13 protein-coding genes are annotated in these 16,281 nt (G+C 73.2%); 7 read left to right on the top strand and 6 right to left on the bottom strand.

What is annotated here, in order from left to right:
• The first annotated feature begins 248 nt into the window (after positions 1–248).
• The gene (locus tag ABT085_RS29490; RefSeq protein ID WP_351614432.1) at positions 249–2,213 is read left to right on the top strand and encodes a PAS domain S-box protein; all 1,965 of its coding nucleotides are present in this window, start codon (positions 249–251) and stop codon (positions 2,211–2,213) included.
• A gap of 48 nt (positions 2,214–2,261) precedes the next feature.
• Here ABT085_RS29490 and ABT085_RS29485 read toward each other — a convergent pair whose 3' ends face one another.
• Both ABT085_RS29485 and ABT085_RS29480 read right to left on the bottom strand, forming a co-directional pair.
• Entirely contained in the window at positions 2,262–3,266 is a 1,005-nt protein-coding gene (locus ABT085_RS29485; RefSeq protein WP_351614429.1) for an ATP-grasp domain-containing protein, read from the bottom strand.
• Between the two features lie 400 nt (positions 3,267–3,666).
• On the bottom strand, positions 3,667–6,051 hold the full coding sequence (locus ABT085_RS29480; RefSeq protein WP_351614426.1) for a phosphoketolase family protein: 2,385 nt from the start codon (positions 6,049–6,051) through the stop codon (positions 3,667–3,669).
• Positions 6,052–6,564: 513 nt separating this feature from the next.
• Between ABT085_RS29480 and ABT085_RS29475 the strand changes: the two genes are divergently transcribed.
• The 6 genes from ABT085_RS29475 to ABT085_RS29450 all read left to right on the top strand — a co-directional run bounded on the left by ABT085_RS29475 (position 6,565) and on the right by ABT085_RS29450 (position 11,861).
• Positions 6,565–7,149 carry an Rv1733c family protein gene (locus ABT085_RS29475; protein ID WP_351614424.1) on the top strand — a complete coding sequence of 195 codons (585 nt, stop codon included), beginning with the start codon at positions 6,565–6,567 and terminating at the stop codon, positions 7,147–7,149.
• A 623-nt stretch (positions 7,150–7,772) separates the two neighbouring features.
• Entirely contained in the window at positions 7,773–8,765 is a 993-nt protein-coding gene (dhaK, locus tag ABT085_RS29470) for a dihydroxyacetone kinase subunit DhaK (RefSeq protein ID WP_351614421.1), read from the top strand.
• A 46-nt stretch (positions 8,766–8,811) separates the two neighbouring features.
• On the top strand, positions 8,812–9,411 hold the full coding sequence (dhaL, locus tag ABT085_RS29465) for a dihydroxyacetone kinase subunit DhaL (protein ID WP_351614418.1): 600 nt from the start codon (positions 8,812–8,814) through the stop codon (positions 9,409–9,411).
• A complete protein-coding gene (locus tag ABT085_RS29460; RefSeq protein ID WP_351614415.1) occupies positions 9,404–9,814 on the top strand; it encodes a PTS-dependent dihydroxyacetone kinase phosphotransferase subunit DhaM in 411 nt (136 codons plus the stop codon). Before dhaL ends, ABT085_RS29460 begins: the two co-directional genes overlap by 8 nt.
• A gap of 318 nt (positions 9,815–10,132) precedes the next feature.
• Positions 10,133–11,110: a fibronectin type III domain-containing protein gene (locus tag ABT085_RS29455; protein ID WP_351614412.1), complete on the top strand. Its 978-nt coding sequence runs from the start codon at positions 10,133–10,135 to the stop codon at positions 11,108–11,110.
• 163 nt (positions 11,111–11,273) lie between these two features.
• On the top strand, positions 11,274–11,861 hold the full coding sequence (locus tag ABT085_RS29450; protein WP_351614410.1) for a hypothetical protein: 588 nt from the start codon (positions 11,274–11,276) through the stop codon (positions 11,859–11,861).
• Positions 11,862–11,892: 31 nt separating this feature from the next.
• On the opposite strand, the gene ABT085_RS29445 is transcribed toward ABT085_RS29450, so the two are convergent.
• The 4 genes from ABT085_RS29445 to ABT085_RS29430 all read right to left on the bottom strand — a co-directional run bounded on the left by ABT085_RS29445 (position 11,893) and on the right by ABT085_RS29430 (position 16,248).
• Positions 11,893–12,516, bottom strand: a complete 624-nt coding sequence (locus ABT085_RS29445) for a PadR family transcriptional regulator (protein ID WP_351614408.1) — start codon at positions 12,514–12,516, stop codon at positions 11,893–11,895.
• Between the two features lie 29 nt (positions 12,517–12,545).
• Positions 12,546–14,561, bottom strand: a complete 2,016-nt coding sequence (locus ABT085_RS29440) for an oxidoreductase (protein ID WP_351614405.1) — start codon at positions 14,559–14,561, stop codon at positions 12,546–12,548.
• A 250-nt stretch (positions 14,562–14,811) separates the two neighbouring features.
• On the bottom strand, positions 14,812–15,180 hold the full coding sequence (locus tag ABT085_RS29435) for a hypothetical protein (protein ID WP_351614402.1): 369 nt from the start codon (positions 15,178–15,180) through the stop codon (positions 14,812–14,814).
• Positions 15,181–15,402: 222 nt separating this feature from the next.
• Positions 15,403–16,248 carry a hypothetical protein gene (locus tag ABT085_RS29430; protein WP_502982831.1) on the bottom strand — a complete coding sequence of 282 codons (846 nt, stop codon included), beginning with the start codon at positions 16,246–16,248 and terminating at the stop codon, positions 15,403–15,405.
• Positions 16,249–16,281 lie beyond the last annotated feature (33 nt).

The following is a 16,281-nucleotide window of genomic DNA, read 5'->3' as shown; positions in this document are numbered from 1 at the left end:
GGGCCCCCGGGGGTCGTGGGGGGGGGGGGGGGGGGGGCCCAACACCCCCCCCCCCCCGGTGGGCCGCGCCCCGGGCCCGGGGCGCCCCCCCCCGGGCCCCTGTCTCCTCCCGGTCCCCGTGCCGCCGTCCGGGAGGGGGCGATGACGGACAGGTTCGGGCAGTGTACGGACAGTAAGCGACATCAGACCGTGAGGGCGGCCGGAAAGCGTTGAGATGTCCTGCGACCGATCGCAGGATGGGGTGGGACATGGCCGACTTGGTTGACGTGGGACCGGCGTGGTCGGCCGGCGTGGGGCAGCAGCAACTGCAGAAACGGTGCCGCTGTGAGACCCGTACGCCGGAGAGTGGTCCCGGCGGGGCCGAGGAGCGCTTCCGGGGCCTGCTGGAGGCCGCCCCCGACGCCATGGTGATCGTCGACGACACCGGGGTCATCAAGCTCGTCAACGCCCAGACCGAGGCCCTGTTCGGGTACCGCCGCGAGGAACTGCTCGGGCATCCGGTCGAGTTGCTGATCCCGGAGCGCTTCCGCTCCCAGCACACGCGGCACCGCGGCGGCTACACGGCCAACCGGCAGGTGCGCCCGATGGGGGCCGGGCTCGAACTGCACGGGATCCGCAAGGACGGCACCGAGTTCCCGGTGGAGATCAGTCTCAGCCCGCTGGAGACCGCGGAGGGCCTGCTGGTGTCCGCCGCCGTGCGCGACGTCAGCGACCGCAAGGCCGCCGAGGCCCGCATCAACGAACTGGCCGCGCTCGTGGAGTCCTCCCAGGACGCGATCCTGGCCAAGACCCTCGACGGGTACATCACCTACTGGAACGCGGCCGCCCAGCGGCTGTACGGCTACACGGCCGAGGAGGCGATCGGCCGGCACGTCTCGCTGCTGGCCCCCGCCGAGCTGGAGGACGAGATCAGCGCGCTGCTGGAGCGGCTGCGCCAGGGCGAGCGGGTCGAGCACTTCGAGACCCTGCGGGTCACCCGCACCGGCGCGCTGCTGGACGTGGACGTCACGCTCTGGCCCACCCGGGACGCCCACGGCACGGTGGTCGGGGCGTGCGCCATCGTGCGCGACATCAGCGACCGTAAACGCGCCGAGGCCGAGCTCACCGCGCTGTACGAGCAGCAGCGGCACATCGCGCTCACCCTCCAGCGCAGTCTCATGGGCACCCCGCCCGCCCTGCCGGCCCTGGCCACGGCGAGCCGCTACCGGCCCGCCACCCAGGGCGCCGGCGTGGGCGGCGACTGGTTCGACCTGATCCCGCTGGGCGCCGACCGGGTCGGGGTGCTGATCGGCGACGTCATGGGCCGCGGTCTCGAAGCCGCGGCCGTCATGGGCCAGTTGCGCTCGGCCGCACACGCGCTGGCCAAGACCGGGATGCAGCCCCGGCAGCTCATGCAGGCCCTGGACACCTGCGTGACCGACCTGGACGTCCCGGACCAACTGGTCACCTGCTGCTACCTCGTCATCGCCCCCGACGCGGGCACGGTGACCGTCTGCTCGGCCGGGCATCTGCCGGTCCTGGTCGCCGGGGCGGGGAACATGATCCGCGACCTGCCCGCCCCGGTGAACGCGCCGCTCGGCGTCGGCGGCATCCTGTACGAGCAGTCCAGCTGCGCCATTCCGCCGGGCGCCACGCTGGTGATGTACACGGACGGCCTGATCGAGACACCGGGCAGCGACATCGAGGTCAGGCTGGGCGAACTGACCGTCGTGCTGAACAGCTTCTTCTCCGGGACCCCGTGTCTGGAGGCCGCCGCCGACCATGTGCTGGCGAGCCTGCTGCCGGACGCCGAGAGCCACAACGACGATGTCACGCTGCTGCTGGCACAGTTGCCGGCCGCGCCGCTCGCGGCCGTCACCGCCGACCTTCCGGCCCTGCCCGCCTCGGTGCCCGAGGGCCGTGCCCTGTTGTACAAGGCGCTCTCCTCGTGGAACTGCACGGCCGGCGCCGACGACGCCCTCCTGCTGCTCTCGGAGACCCTGACCAACGCCGTCCAGCACGCACAGGGCCCGCTCGGACTGCATCTGCACCGCACCGCCACCGACCTCACCGTCGAGGTCAGCGACCGCAGCCCGCAGCTCCCCCAGCCTCGGCTGGCCGGCGAGGACGAGGAGTCCGGCCGGGGCCTGATCCTGGTACGCACCCTCGCCGACAACTGGGGCGTACGGCCGACCGACGAGGGCAAGACGACCTGGTTCACCCTGAAGCTGTGACGGCCGCCGCGGGCCGCGGCGGGGTGTCCGTGCCGCGGCCCGGCTCGTTCAGGCGGAGAGCTGACCGCCCCGGTCGAGGGCCGGCCGGGCCGGGTGCGCCAGGACCTGGCGGTCCCCGCGCAGCAGGGCGAGGGCGTCGAGATGGGCCCGGATGTACGGGACGGCCACGCTCTGGAGTTCACCGGGCACGAACGCCGGCTGGACGTTGACCTCGAAGACGACTCCCCCGTTCTCGACGGCCAGGTCGACCCCGGCGAAGGGCAGCCCGACCGACTCGGTCGCGGCGACGGCGAGTTCGGCGAGCCGCGGGGGCAGCTCCTGCGGCGTCAGGTGGACGGGGGTGGCGCCCCGGCAGGTGTTGCAGGGCGTGTCCGGTTCCGGCTGGAGGTGCTCACGGGCGTGCACGACCCGTCCGTGCAGGACGAACACCCGGAACTGGTGGCGCATGCCGTCCGCGGTGACGTTGCCCGCGTCGCGGGACAGCAGCCAGTCGGAGCCGCATCGCGCGTAGAAGTCGGTGGCGTCGTCGAGTTGGGCCACGGTGGTGATGTGGAAGGTGTCGTTGCCGCCCGTGCCGACCACGGGCCGGGCCCAGACGTCACCGCCGAGCCGGCCGAACGCCGCGGCCGCCTCCCGCCGTTCGGGCCGGGACAGGACCACGGTCTCCATCTGGGCGACACCGTCGCGGGCGAAGCGCTCCACGGTCAGGTTCTTCTGCGTCGCCGTACGCCAGGCGGCCGGGCCGGTGCCGAGGGACACCACCTCCGGTGCCTCCAGCAGGCGCTGGAACGCGGCGAGTTCATGACGGTGCTGGGGCTGGATCTCGTAGAGCACGACCACGTCGGGGAGCACGTCCGTCTCCTCCTGCGGGACGTACAGCCGTAACCGGCCCCCTTCGAGGACGCCACGGCCCGTCCCGCCGGCTCCGAAGTGCCGGGCGTCGATCCGGACCGGCGGGGCGCCGGTGAGCAGTTCCACCGCCTGGGCCAGGTACTCCCGGCAGCCTTCGGTGGACGTGGGGTCGGCGATCAGGGCGATGCACGGTCGGGACACAGCGGCCTCCAGGGTTCGACGCGCGCTCGGTCCGCGGGGCTGCCGACGTTGCGGTCCGAGCGGATTCACAGGGATGGTGCCTGTCGCACGCGTGGCCGTCGGCACCCCTGCGCTCCGCTGGAGCCGAGCCGGTGTGCGCGGCCGCGCCCGGTACGGTCGGCGGCCGTGGCGGGACGGCCGGGGACCACGTGCTGGGACCCGGCCCTGCGGCACGCTCTCGCAGAGCCGTGGCGCCACACTGTAGGCGCCCGGCGAGAGGCCGTGACAGGGCGCATGGCGCGACCGCCCCTGCTCCCGCCTCTGCGCCGTCCGCACCCGTGCGTGCGCCCTGCCGGCCCACCGCCTCCGTCCGACCGCTCGCGACCGGGCCGCACCCCTTTCCGGAGCTCTCGGCCGGCTCCTAGCCCTCCCAAGCCCACTCCGCGACCTCCGGGAGGTCGACGCCGTGCTCGCGGATCCACTCGTGGTGGCGTTGCCGGGCGTCCTCCATCCGCTGCCGTACGGCGGCCGCCCGCACCGCGAGTCCCGGAACCCGGTCGATGACGTCCATGACCAGGCGGTAGCGGTCGAGGTCGTTGCCGACCACCATGTCGAACGGCGTGGTCGTGGTACCGATCTCCTTGTAGCCGCGGACATGCAGGTTGCGGTGGCCGCTGCGACGGTAGGCGAGACGGTGGATCAGCCACGGGTAGCCGTGGTAGGCGAAGACGACCGGCCGGTCCGGGGTGAACAGGCCGTCGAACTCGAAGTCGCTCATCCCGTGCGGGTGTTCCTCGCTCGGCAGCAGGCGGGCGATGTCGACGACGTTCACCACGCGCACCGCCAGCTCCGACAGGTGCCGGCGCAGCAACTGCGCGGCGGCCAGCACCTCCTGGGTGGGGACGTCACCGGCGCAGGCGAGCACCACGTCCGGTTCACGGGTGCCGTCCTCGGTGCCCGCCCACTCCCAGATCCCGGCGCCGCGCGCGCAGTGGACGCGGGCCTGGTCCATCGACAGCCAGTCGAAGCAGGGCTGCTTGCCGGCCACGATCACATTGACGTAGTCGCGGCTGCGCAGCGCGTGATCGGCCACCGACAGCAGGGTGTTGGCGTCCGGCGGGAGGTAGACCCGCACCACTTCCGGGCTCTTGTTCAGGACGTGGTCGACGAAACCGGGGTCCTGGTGGGAGAAACCGTTGTGGTCCTGGCGCCACACGTGCGAGGTGAGCAGGTAGTTGAGGGACGCGATGGGTGCGCGCCAGGGCAGGCGGCGGGTCACCCGCAGCCACTTGATGTGCTGGTTCACCATCGAGTCGACGATGTGCGTGAACGCCTCGTAGCAGGAGAACAGTCCGTGCCGGCCGGTGAGCAGATAGCCCTCCAGCCAGCCCTGGCAGGTGTGTTCGGACAGCATCTCCACCACCCGCCCGTGCGGGTCGAGGTGTTCGTCGACGTCGAGGGTCTGTCCCTGCCAGGCCTTGCCGGTGGCGGCGTAGACGGCGTCGAGGCGGTTGGAGGCGGTCTCGTCGGGGCCCACGAGACGGAAGTCGCGCCGCTCGGCGGTGGCCGCCATCACGTGCTGGAGCACCTCGCCCAGGACCCGGGTGGGCTCGTGCAGGGTGAGGCCCGGCTTCTCGACCGGGACGGCGTACGTCTCCAGCGCGGGCAGGGGGAGTTCGCGCAGCAGCAGCCCGCCGTTGGCGTGCGGGGTGGCACCCAGCCGGCGGGCGCCCGTGGGAAGGCAGGCCAGGACGTCGGGACGGGGGCGGCCGTGCTCGTCGAACAGTTCCTCGGGACGGTAGGAACGCAGCCATGCCTCCAGCAGCCGCAGGTGCTCCGGGTTGTCCCGGACGCCGGCCAGCGGCACCTGGTGCGCACGCCAGGTGCCTTCCACCGGCACGCCGTCGACGGTCTTCGGGCCGGTCCAGCCCTTCGGGGTACGCAGCACGATGACCGGCCAGCGGGGGCGTTCGGTGGCGTTCTCCTCGCGTGCGGCGCGCTGGATCCGCGCGATCCGGTCCACCGCGGTGTCCAGGGCGCGGGCCATCGCCCGGTGGACGACGTCGGGGTCGTCGCCGGTGACGTGGATCGGGTCGTGGCCGTAACCCCGCAGCAGTTCGTCGAGTTCGGACTCGGGGATGCGGGCGAGCACCGTCGGATTTGCGATCTTGTAGCCGTTGAGGTGGAGGATCGGCAGGACCGCGCCGTCGTTGCGGGGGTCGAGGAACTTGTTGGAGTGCCAGGACGTGGCCAGCGGCCCGGTCTCCGCCTCGCCGTCGCCGATGACGCAGGTGACGAGCAGGTCGGGGTTGTCGAACGCGGCTCCGTAGGCGTGCGAGAGCGCGTAGCCGAGCTCGCCGCCCTCGTGGACGGAGCCCGGTGTCTCGGGTGCCACATGGCTGGGGACACCGCCGGGGAACGAGAACTGCCGGAAGAGCCGGGCCATGCCGGACGCGTCCCGGGTGATGTCCGGATACGTCTCGCTGTACGAGCCCTCCAGCCAGGAATTGGCGACCACCGCCGGTCCGCCGTGGCCGGGGCCCCAGATGCACAGGGCGTTCAGGTCGCGGGCCCGGATCACACGGTTGAGGTGGGTGTAGACCAGGTTCAGTCCGGGCGAGGTGCCCCAGTGGCCGAGCAGCCGCGGCTTGATGTGCTCGGCCCGCAGCGGCTCGGCCAGCAGCGGGTTGGCCATGAGGTAGATCTGGCCGACGGCCAGATAGTTCGCCGCGCGCCAGTGGGCGTCGAGCGTCCTGAGCTCGTCGTCGGTGAGCGGGGCGGACTCCTGCCGCGTGTCGACGGACATCTTGGATTCCCTTCCGGATCGGTGTTCGTCGGAGGTGCCGGTCCGTTTGTCTCCCACCCTCCCCCGTCCGGCGGGGAGCGGGCAGGAGGACCGGCCCATCCGGCCGAATCCGGGCAACCGTCCGGGCGACGCACCGCTCCCCGGCCGGTCGGCCGCCTGTTCCGGTGTCCGGCGGTGTCCGGCGGTGTCCGGAAGGAGCGGTGCCGGGGCCGGTGCCGGGGAGGCCGGGCCGAAGCCGGGGGAACCCGTGGGGCGGCCGTACGGAGCCGGTGCGGAGCCCGTGCGGAGCCCGTGCGGGTGCCCGGACGGACGAGGGAGCGGACCGGGGGCGGGGGACGGAAGCCGAGGTCGGAGGCGGGTCGGGGGCCCCAGGCGGAAGCCGAGGTCGGGGGCCGGGTGAGGGCCGAGGGGGCCGGTGCCTCGGCCGAGGGGTCACGGGTCGTGACGGTGAGGTCCACGGGTCCCATGCGGCCCCGGCGACACGAGCGTACGGTGAAAGGGAGGTGCGAGCCTATGAGCAGCGGCAACGGCAACAGGAAGCGCCGCCTGTGGCGGTGGAGGAGCAGTCCGCTGCGTCGGCGTGACGACATCGTCGAGGCGTGGGTCATGCTCGCCGTCTGGGTGGCCGTCGTGGTCGGCGGCACGCTCGCCGGCCTGGTGACGACGCACGCGGCCGACCAGGAGTTCGCCCGTCAGCGCGCCGAACGGTACACCGTCGCGGCCGTCCTGCTCACCGATGTCGCGCCGGCCACCACCGCGACCGACGGAGTGGACGGGCGGGTCCCGGCGAGGATCCACTGGACGGCGGCCGACGGCTCCAGCCACACGGGCCAGGCTCCGGTGCCGGGCGGGCTGAAGGCCGGTACCTCGGTCATGGTCTGGCTGAACGCCCGGGGCACGCTCAGCGCCGAACCGCCGAGCGTCACGGAGGGCGCCTTCGAGTCGGCCCTGCTCGGCACGGGTGCGGCGCTGGGGCTGGCCGGTCTGGTCGTCGGGGCCGGGTCGGTCGTCCGGTGGCGGCTCGACCGGCGGCGCATCGACCAGTGGGGCAGGGAATGGGACCTGGTCGGCCCGCGCTGGGGCCACAAGACCGGCTGACGCCCCCGGGAGGGCGGGTGTCCCCGGCATCGGACCGCGTACGAGGTCGAGCACCGGCGTCACGTGGAACGCGTGCGCGTGACCGTGCTTCGAGGTGGAGTCGCCGGGGGTGCTGAAGTGGATGGGGCCCACCGGGACGGGCATCGGTCCGCCGAGATCGTCGCCCATGACCAGTGAGGTCACCAACAGCATTCGGTGGAAGAGGAGTTGGGCCCGTAGCCGGCCGTCAGGACGTGCAGACCCAGCTCGGCCAGGACGGGACCGCCGGGCTCCCTTGACGCCGGTGACCTTCGAGCCGGTGACCACCGAGTACGTGGGCCGGCCGCGAGGTGACGGACGGCCGGCCCACCGGCGAGCCCACCCTGACGGTGCTTCAGGAGCTGCACGACGGCCTCGCCCGAGCGGTGGCGCGGTCCCGGGACGGGAACGACGTACTCGCGTCCTGAACCCGGCCGGCCTCCTTGCCGGCCACAACGGTCCCGCGCGTGCGAGCGTGCACACGTGACCTTCGCTACCGCAAGGCCGATACTGGGGGCGACGACCCTCCCGCCGATCCGCACCGGGTCCGGCCGGAGAAAAGCGCAGATCAGGAACCCCTCAGTTCAGCTGACCGGGAGGTACCCATGAGGATGCTCATCAATGTCCCGGAGTCCGTGGTCGCGGACGCTCTACGGGGCATGGCGGCGGCCCATCCGGAGCTGACCGTCGACGTGGAGAACCGCGTGATCGTGCGGCGGGACGCCCCGGTGGCCGGCGAGGTCGCCCTCGTCTCCGGCGGAGGGTCGGGGCACGAGCCCCTGCACGGCGGCTTCGTGGGTCCCGGGATGCTCTCCGCGGCATGCCCCGGCGAGGTCTTCACGTCCCCGGTTCCGGATCAGATGGTGCGGGCGGCGGCAGCCGTGGACAGCGGTGCCGGGGTGCTGTTCGTGGTGAAGAACTACACCGGGGACGTCCTCAACTTCGACATGGCGGCCGAACTCGCCGAGGACGAGGGCATCCGCATCGCCAAGGTGCTGGTCGACGACGACGTGGCCGTCACCGACAGCCTGTACACCGCCGGCCGCCGCGGCACCGGTGCCACGCTGTTCGTGGAGAAGCTGGCCGGGGCGGCCGCCGCCGAGGGACGGCCGCTGGAGGACGTGGAGTCGATCGCCCGGCAGGTCAACGCGCACTCCCGCAGTTTCGGTGTGGCGCTCAGCGCGGTCACCACGCCGGCGAAGGGATCCCCCACCTTCGATCTGCCGCCGGGCGAACTGGAGCTGGGCATCGGCATCCACGGCGAGCCGGGCCGGGAGCGACGGGCGATGATGACCTCGGGCGAGATCGCCGACTTCGCCGTCCACGCGATCCTCGACGACATGCCCGTACGCAATCCCGTCCTCCTCCTGGTCAACGGCATGGGCGCGACACCGCTGCTGGAGCTGTACGGCTTCAGCGCCGAGGTGCAGCGGGTGCTCAGGGAGCGCGGGGTGCCTGTCGCCCGCACACTCGTCGGCAACTACGTGACCTCGCTCGACATGGCGGGAGCCTCGGTGACGCTGTGCCAGGTCGACGAGGAACTGCTGCGGCTGTGGGACGCGCCCGTCAGGACACCGGGTCTGCGCTGGGGTGTCTGACCCGGTGAACCCGACGGCCGAGGTACCTACCACGCAAGGAGATCCCGTGCTCGACGCCGACTTCTTCCGCCGCTGGATGACGGCGGCCGCCGCTGCCGTCGACCGCGAGGCGGAACGGCTCACCGCCCTCGACTCGCCGATCGGGGACGCCGACCACGGCAGCAACCTCCGGCGGGGGTTCGCCGCGGTGACCGCCACGCTGGAGAAGGAGGCGCCGCAGACGCCCGGCGCCGTCCTGACGCTCGCCGGACGGCAGCTCATCTCCACCGTCGGCGGCGCGTCCGGACCGCTCTACGGGACCCTGCTGCGCCGCACCGGCAAGGCGCTCGGCGAGGCCGCCGAGGTGGACGAGGAGCAGTTCGCGGTGGCCCTGCGGGCGGGCGTGGACGCCGTCATGGCGCTCGGCGGCGCCGCTCCCGGCGACAAGACCATGGTCGACGCCCTGGTGCCGGCGGTCGACGCCCTCGCCGAGGGGTTCGGCGCGGCCCGCACCGCCGCCGAGCAGGGTGCCGAGGCGACCGTTCCGCTCCAGGCCCGCAAGGGCCGGGCCAGCTATCTGGGCGAGCGCAGCATCGGGCACCAGGACCCCGGTGCCACCTCGTCGGCGCTGCTGATCGCCGCTCTCGTGGAGGCTGACGATGAGTGACAGGAACCTGGTCGGGATCGTGCTGGTGTCGCACAGCGCGCGGGTGGCCGAGTCCGTGGCCGAGCTGGCGCAGGGTCTGGCGGGCGGCGGGGGCACGGTGTCCGTCGCGGCGGCGGGCGGCACCACGGGCGGCGGCTTCGGCACCAGCGCCGAGCTGATCGCCGCCGCGGCCGCGGCCGTCGACCGGGGCGCCGGGGTCGCAGTCCTCGCCGACCTCGGCAGCGCCGTGCTGACCGTGAAGGCACTGCTGGCGGAGGGCGACGAACTGCCCGACAACACCCGCCTGGTCGACGCGCCGTTCGTCGAGGGCGCGGTCGCCGCGGTCGTCACGGCGTCGACGGGAGCCGACCTCGGCGCGGTGGAGGTGGCGGCGACGGAGGCGTACACCTACCGGAAGGTGTGAGGACGGCCACGGGAGGACCGGGGCCGGGGGGCCGGAACCCTTCCAGGTCCCGGCCGCCCGGACACCCGCACCGGCGCGGGATCAGCGACGACAGCGTCCGCGCCACAGGTGTGAACTCCACGCTCTGTGCGGAGAGTTCGGCCCTGAGGAGGTTCAGCATACGTAACCTCCGCGCCCTGTCACCAATGACGCCACCCGGACCGCCGCACAAGCCGCCGCACGGGCCTCCGCGCCACCGCCCTCTTGAAGGGACAGCAACAACGGGTCATATTGGTCCGGACCATTGCCGCCGTGTCCTGCCCCGACGGGAGGCGAGTCGTGCGCCGTGTGCTGCCGCTGTGCGGGCTCCTGCTGATCGCGTCCTGCGGCCGGCCGGGGGCCGGGGAGGAGACCGGTGGGATGCCCGGCGCGCCGACGGGAGTCACCGCCGTCGCGGGCAGCGCGACCAGCGTGCACGTCATGTGGAACGCGGCCACGGCCGCCCAGGGGGTCGACGGGTACGAGGTGTACCGCGGCCCCACGAAAGTCACCGAGGTGCCCGGCTCGGCCCACATGGTCGACGTCGTCCGGCTCCACCCGTCCACCGGATACGTCTTCACCGTGCGCGCCCGCGACTCCGCAGGCCGGCTCGGGCCGCGCAGCCGCGAGGTGCGCGCCACGACTCCCGCGGCCGTGGCCGCGGACCGCTCGGCCCCGACCGCTCCGGGCCGCCTGGCCGGGCGGGCGGCCGGCGGCCGGGCCGTCCAGCTGTCCTGGTCCGCCTCAACAGACGACCGGAAGGTGGTCTCGTACGAGATCTACCAGGGCGGTACGAAGATCCACAGCGTCGGCGGGGGCCAGACGGCGACGGTGGTGACCGGACTGCGGCCGGACACCCGCTACTCCTTCACCGTCCGGGCCCGGGACGCCGCGGACAACCTCTCGCCCGCCAGTGACACCGTCGGACTCACCACCGCGCCGGGCACGGACGACGGCCGGGACACCGCGCCGTCCGCCTTCCGCGCGACGACCCGCACGGCGGACGGGGCCTGCTACCTCGACCTTTCCTGGCTCCCGCCGCACACGGACGGCGTGGTCACCGAGTATCAGATCCAGCTCGACGGCCGTACGGCCACTTCCCTGACCTGGGGCGGGACCCCGCCGCGCGGCCGGGCGACGTACAGCTTCTACCTGGGACGGGAGTCGGGGACGCACCACCGGGTACGGCTGCGGGCCAGGCTGCCGGACGGCACCTGGGGCGGATTCTCCCCGGAGTTGACGGTGACGACGGGGACGGGCGGCACGGCGGCCCCCTGACCTCCCGGCGTGATCCACGGCGGAACGGATCCGGTCACCTGTCTGGGGGCGGCCGGAATGCGGGCCGATCCGCGGGCACGTTGGCTGCATCTGAGGGGCACGGCCTTCCCCGATCCTCGGCGGCGCCAGGACGTTCCGCCGACCGTGCCGCCGGAGGACACCGATGCGCACTGCCCATCTTCTTCTGCGCGCCGGCCTGACCTGCGCGGCCGCCGCGGCACTCCCGCTCGCCCTGGCCCCCGCGCCCGCCCTGGCCCGAGGTCCGGGCATCTCGGTGAGCACGACCGGAACGACGGTCTCGGTGACGACCAGCGCGTGCGCGCAGCTGAACGGCAGTTGGGGCACCGCCGCCCTGCTCACCCCCAACCAGGGGGCCTTCTCCGAGGGGCGGCAGGCGACACTCACCGGCACCGCCGCCGGCCAGTCCGCGGCCTGGACGAACGTCGCCCCGGGCGCCTACACGGTCGTCGTCACCTGCTCGAACAGCGCCACCGCCGGAATCCAGTCCGTGATCGTCTCCGGGCAGCCCGGGACGACGACCACCGCGACGTCCGCGCCCGTGCCCGCCCCCACGCCCACGGCCACGGCCACGGCCACGGCCGCACCGGCGCGCGGTGTCCTGGGCGGACTCGGCGGCGGCACACAGGACTACGGCGACCTGCCGGCGGCGGCGGGCGGAGCGCTGGTGGGCGGCGGCGTCGTCGCCACGTACTTCATCCTGCGCCGACGCTCCCGGCCGCGCCGCTTCTAGCCTGCGCGGGCCCCCGCCCGGGAACCGGCGGTCACAACCGGCCGTCGCGCTCCGGTTGTTGCTGCGGCTGTCTCTCCGGTTGTTGCTCCGGCTGTTGCTCCGGTTCTTGCTCCGGCTGTTGCTCCAGCTGTGCGAACTCCGCCAGCGCATGGGTGAGCCAGCCCGTCCAGAAGGTCTCCAGGTCGATGCCCGCACGCAGCACGAGATGCCGCAGCCGGTCCTGGTCGCCGTCCGCACCGGGCGGGAAGTCCCGCTCCTCGATCTGCCGGTACTCGGCCAACTGGCTCCGGTGCAGGTCGAGATGGCGGCGCAGGTCGGCCTCGAGCCCCGCGGTGCCGACCACGGCCGCGGCCCGCAGCCGCAGCAGCAGCGCGTCGCGATGCGGTTTCGGGTCCTGGGCGGCGGCCGTCCAGCGGGCCAGTTCCGCGCGGCCCGCGGGCAGGACCTCGTAGGTCTTCTTCTGCCCGCGGACCGGCTGTTCGGCCGGCAGGGCGCGGATGTATCCCTCGGTCTCCAGTCGTCCCAGCTCGCGATAGATCTGCTGATGCGTCGCCGACCAGAAGTAGCCGATCGACCTGTCGAACCGGCGGGTCAGGTCCAGGCCCGACGACGGCTTCTCGAGCAGGGCGGTGAGGATCGCGTGCGGGAGTGACATGGAGTCATCCTAGGGACGCCCTACGACTGCTAGAGCGCCGCCGCCAGCTCCGTGCCCTGCTTGATGGCGCGCTTGGCGTCGAGCTCGGCGGCCACGTCGGCGCCGCCGATGAGGTGCGCGCTGCGGCCGGCGGCGAGCAGTTCCTCGTACAGCCCGCGGCGCGGCTCCTGCCCGGTGGCCAGCACGATCGTGTCGACGGCGAGGACCGTGCTCTCGTCACCGACGGTGATGTGCAGGCCGGCGTCGTCGATCCGGTCGTAGCGCACTCCCGGGACCATGGTGACGCCGCGGTGCTTCAGTTCGGTGCGGTGGATCCAGCCGGTGGTCTTGCCGAGGCCGGCACCGACCTTGCTGGTCTTGCGCTGGAGCAGGTGCACGGTGCGCGGCGGGGCGGGCCGCTCGGGGGCGGCCAGGCCGCCGGGCGCGCGGTAGTCCAGGTCGACGCCCCACTGGCGGAAGTACGTCGCCGGGTCCTCGTGCGCCTTGTCGCCGCCGTCGGTGAGGTACTCGGCGACGTCGAAGCCGATGCCGCCCGCGCCGAGGATCGCGACGCGGTCGCCGACGGGGGCCTTGTCGCGCAGGACGTCCAGGTAGCCCACGACGCTCGGGTGGTCGATGCCGGGGATCTCCGGGGTGCGCGGGGTGACGCCGGTGGCGACGACCACCTCGTCGTAGCCGGCGAGGTCGGCGGCACCGGCCCAGGTGTCGAGCCGTACGTCCACGCCGTGCGCGTCGAGCTGGTGGCGGAAGTAGCGCAGCGTCTCGTCGAACTCCTGCTTGCCGGGCACCTGCCGGGCCACGTTGAGCTGGCCGCCGATCTCGCCCGCCGCGTCGAACAGGGTGACGGCGTGGCCGCGTTCGGCGGCGCTCACGGCGCAGGCGAGGCCGGCCGGACCGGCACCCACGACGGCGACGCGCTTGCGCAGCCGGGTCGGCGCGAGGACCAGTTCGGTCTCGTGGCAGGCGCGCGGGTTGACCAGGCAGGAGGTGATCTGTCCGCTGAAGGTGTGGTCGAGGCAGGCCTGGTTGCAGCCGATGCAGGTGTTGATGGCCTCGGGCCGGCCGGCCGCGGCCTTGGCGACGAAGTCGGGGTCGGCCAGCATCGGCCGGGCCATCGACACCATGTCGGCGCCGCCGTCGGCTATCAACTGCTCGGCGAGCTCGGGGGTGTTGATGCGGTTCGTCGTCACCAGCGGCACCGAGACCGCGCCCATGAGCCTCTTCGTGACCCAGGTGTAGGCGCCGCGCGGCACGGAGGTCGCGATGGTCGGGATGCGGGCCTCGTGCCAGCCGATGCCGGTGTTGATGATCGTCGCACCGGCGGCCTCGACTGCCTTGGCGAGCGTGATCACCTCGTCGAGCGAGGAGCCGCCGGGGACGAGGTCCAGCATGGACAGCCGGTAGATGACGATGAAGTCCTCGCCGACCGCCTCACGCACCCGGCGCACGATCTCCACCGGGAAGCGCATCCGGTTCTCGTAGGCGCCGCCCCAGCGGTCGGTGCGCTGGTTGGTCTGGCGGGCGATGAACTCGTTGATGAGGTAGCCCTCGGAGCCCATGATCTCGACGCCGTCGTAACCGGCCTGCCGGGCGAGCCGGGCGGCACGGGCGTAGTCGCCGATGGTCCGCTCGATGTCGGCGTCGGTCAGCTCACGCGGGGGGAAGGGGCTGATGGGCGCCTGGAGCGGGCTCGGCGCGACCAGGTCGCGGTGGTAGGCGTACCGCCCGAAGTGCAGGATCTGCATCGCGATCCGGCCGCCCTCGCGGTGCACGGCCTCGGTGATCTCGCGGTGCTGCTCGGCCTCGGCGTCGGTGGTGAGCTTGGCGCCGCCCTCGTAGGGGCGTCCCTCGTCGTTGGGCGCGATGCCGCCGGTGACGATCAGGCCCACTCCCCCGCGCGCCCGGGCGGCGTAGAACTCCGCCATGCGCTCGAAGCCGCGCTCGGCCTCCTCCAGGCCGACGTGCATGGAGCCCATCAGGACGCGGTTGGGCAGCGTGGTGAAGCCCAGGTCGAGCGGGCTCAGCAGGTGGGGGTAACGGCTCATCGAGGCCTCCGTGCGCGGTGTGGTCACCTCCTGTTGTAGAGGACCGGTCCCCGGTTGTGCAACTAGTTGCATAACACGTACGGGGACATGTCGCGGAAGTCACGCGACATGGGTGACCGCGGCCGCGCCAGGCCGGGTGCGGGCCGGGGCGGGTGCGGGCCGGGGCAGGCGCGGGCCGGGGCAGGCGCGGGCCGGGGGCGGGTGCGGGCCGGGTTCACGGCCTGCGCCCGCCCCCGGTCCGGGGCGTGGGCTACCTGCTCCTCAGCCGGATGTGCAGCTCCTGTTCCTGGTCGCCCGAGGCTCCGCTCAGCTCGTGCACGGCGAACAGGTCGTCCAGGGTCATCCGGATCCGGTCGATCGCCCAGTAGCCGCCCTGCACGTCGGCCGTGACGGACCCGGCGAGCCGGGGCGGGCTGTCGCAGCGGTGCCTGTCGGCCACGTCGAACGTGCCGAGCCAGACCGTGGGCCGGGTCTCGTGGATGTGCTGGGGTACGTCCTCGGCGCACCGGTCGGACTCGAAGCACGCGCACAGCGTGTCGAACACGATCCGGGCGTCCTCCTTGGTGCAGTCGCTGATCTCGACGGAGACGGACTGCGGGTGCTGTTCTTCCCTGTCCATCGTGATCGCTCCTCTCCTGGCGGGGTGCCGGTACCACGGGTTCCCCGCGCCACCGCGACCCTCTCCCCAAGAAAAGCACCACCGGCCGGTACGGACCACCGGCGTCGGCCCGGGGCGGGAGCGGGCCGCACCGCCGAGCGGCGGACGGCCCCTCCCGGACCCCGGATCGACCCCGGCCCGCGGCCCAGGGCCGCCAGGCGGGGCCGATCCGGACGGCAGGCCCTAGCCGCGGGTGAAGCGGTACGTCTTGCTGTCGGTCAGGACGCAGAAGCCCGGGGAGACGACGATCACCCGCAGGGTGCCGGTGCGGCGGTCGTAGTCGATGCCCTCCGCCTCGAACGTGCCCGAGCAGGAGCTGCGCAGGGGCAGCTGACGCAGGGCGGTGACGTGCCCGGAGACGTCGGACGTGCCGTTCGCCTGGCCGGACAGGTCGACCTGGAGGAGCGGCTTGGTGACGCCGAACAGGGTGCCCGCCGGGTCGTCGGAGGAGCACAGCAGCTGGGTCGGGGTGGAGAAGTCGCAGCCCTGGACGTCCCGCACCGGGTGGTCGAGGTTGACGGTCGAGACCTGCGGGAGGTTCGCGGACGGCGAGGTGGCCGGGTTGACGCCCGGGGTCGGGAAGACCAGGAAGCGGGTCATCGTGCCGTACTCGCCGGAGAGCATCCACTGGCCGTCCGGCGAGATCGCGACCCACGAGTTGTTCAGCGCCTCACCGGAGCCGAGGGCGTGGACGTACTCCGACCAGCCGCCGCCCGGCGCCTGCACCCGGAACATCTTCGCGCCGCCGGAGTCCCGCTGGTAGGGCTCGACGTAGTAGCCGCCGTACGAGGCGTCGGGGTCACCCACATGGTTCCAGCCGCGGCTGGAGACGCCGAAGGGGATCGTGCCGATGCCCGTGTAGTGGTTGGGGCTTCCGGCGGGGACCTCCACCGAGGTCAGGCCCTGGCTCTCGGTCAGCGGGTCGGCACGGTCGGAGCCGACCTCCGTCCAGGCGTCGGCGGGCGCCCCCGGCGGGGGGGCGGGCCCGGGGGCGGCTCCGGCGGGGGGGGGGGGGCCCCGGCCCCGCAGTGCGGCGGGTCAACGATGGCGGGCGGGACGCGG

The sequence above is a fragment of the Streptomyces sp. NPDC002265 genome, from assembly GCF_040296125.1.
Lineage (GTDB): Bacteria > Actinomycetota > Actinomycetes > Streptomycetales > Streptomycetaceae > Streptomyces.
Note: the sequence above shows the minus strand (reverse complement) of the source record. Positions and strands in the feature narration are given on the sequence as shown.

What these genes read in the sequence shown, in the direction of transcription:
- ABT085_RS29490 (WP_351614432.1), top strand. Translation starts at nt 249, where the DNA reads ATGGCCGACTTGGTTGACGTGGGACCGGCGTGGTCGGCCGGCGTGGGG.
- ABT085_RS29480 (WP_351614426.1), bottom strand. Translation starts at nt 6,051, where the DNA reads ATGTCCGTCGACACGCGGCAGGAGTCCGCCCCGCTCACCGACGACGAG.
- ABT085_RS29475 (WP_351614424.1), top strand. Translation starts at nt 6,565, where the DNA reads ATGAGCAGCGGCAACGGCAACAGGAAGCGCCGCCTGTGGCGGTGGAGG.
- dhaK (WP_351614421.1), top strand. Translation starts at nt 7,773, where the DNA reads ATGAGGATGCTCATCAATGTCCCGGAGTCCGTGGTCGCGGACGCTCTA.
- ABT085_RS29460 (WP_351614415.1), top strand. Translation starts at nt 9,404, where the DNA reads ATGAGTGACAGGAACCTGGTCGGGATCGTGCTGGTGTCGCACAGCGCG.
- ABT085_RS29450 (WP_351614410.1), top strand. Translation starts at nt 11,274, where the DNA reads ATGCGCACTGCCCATCTTCTTCTGCGCGCCGGCCTGACCTGCGCGGCC.
- ABT085_RS29445 (WP_351614408.1), bottom strand. Translation starts at nt 12,516, where the DNA reads ATGTCACTCCCGCACGCGATCCTCACCGCCCTGCTCGAGAAGCCGTCG.
- ABT085_RS29440 (WP_351614405.1), bottom strand. Translation starts at nt 14,561, where the DNA reads ATGAGCCGTTACCCCCACCTGCTGAGCCCGCTCGACCTGGGCTTCACC.
- ABT085_RS29435 (WP_351614402.1), bottom strand. Translation starts at nt 15,180, where the DNA reads ATGGACAGGGAAGAACAGCACCCGCAGTCCGTCTCCGTCGAGATCAGC.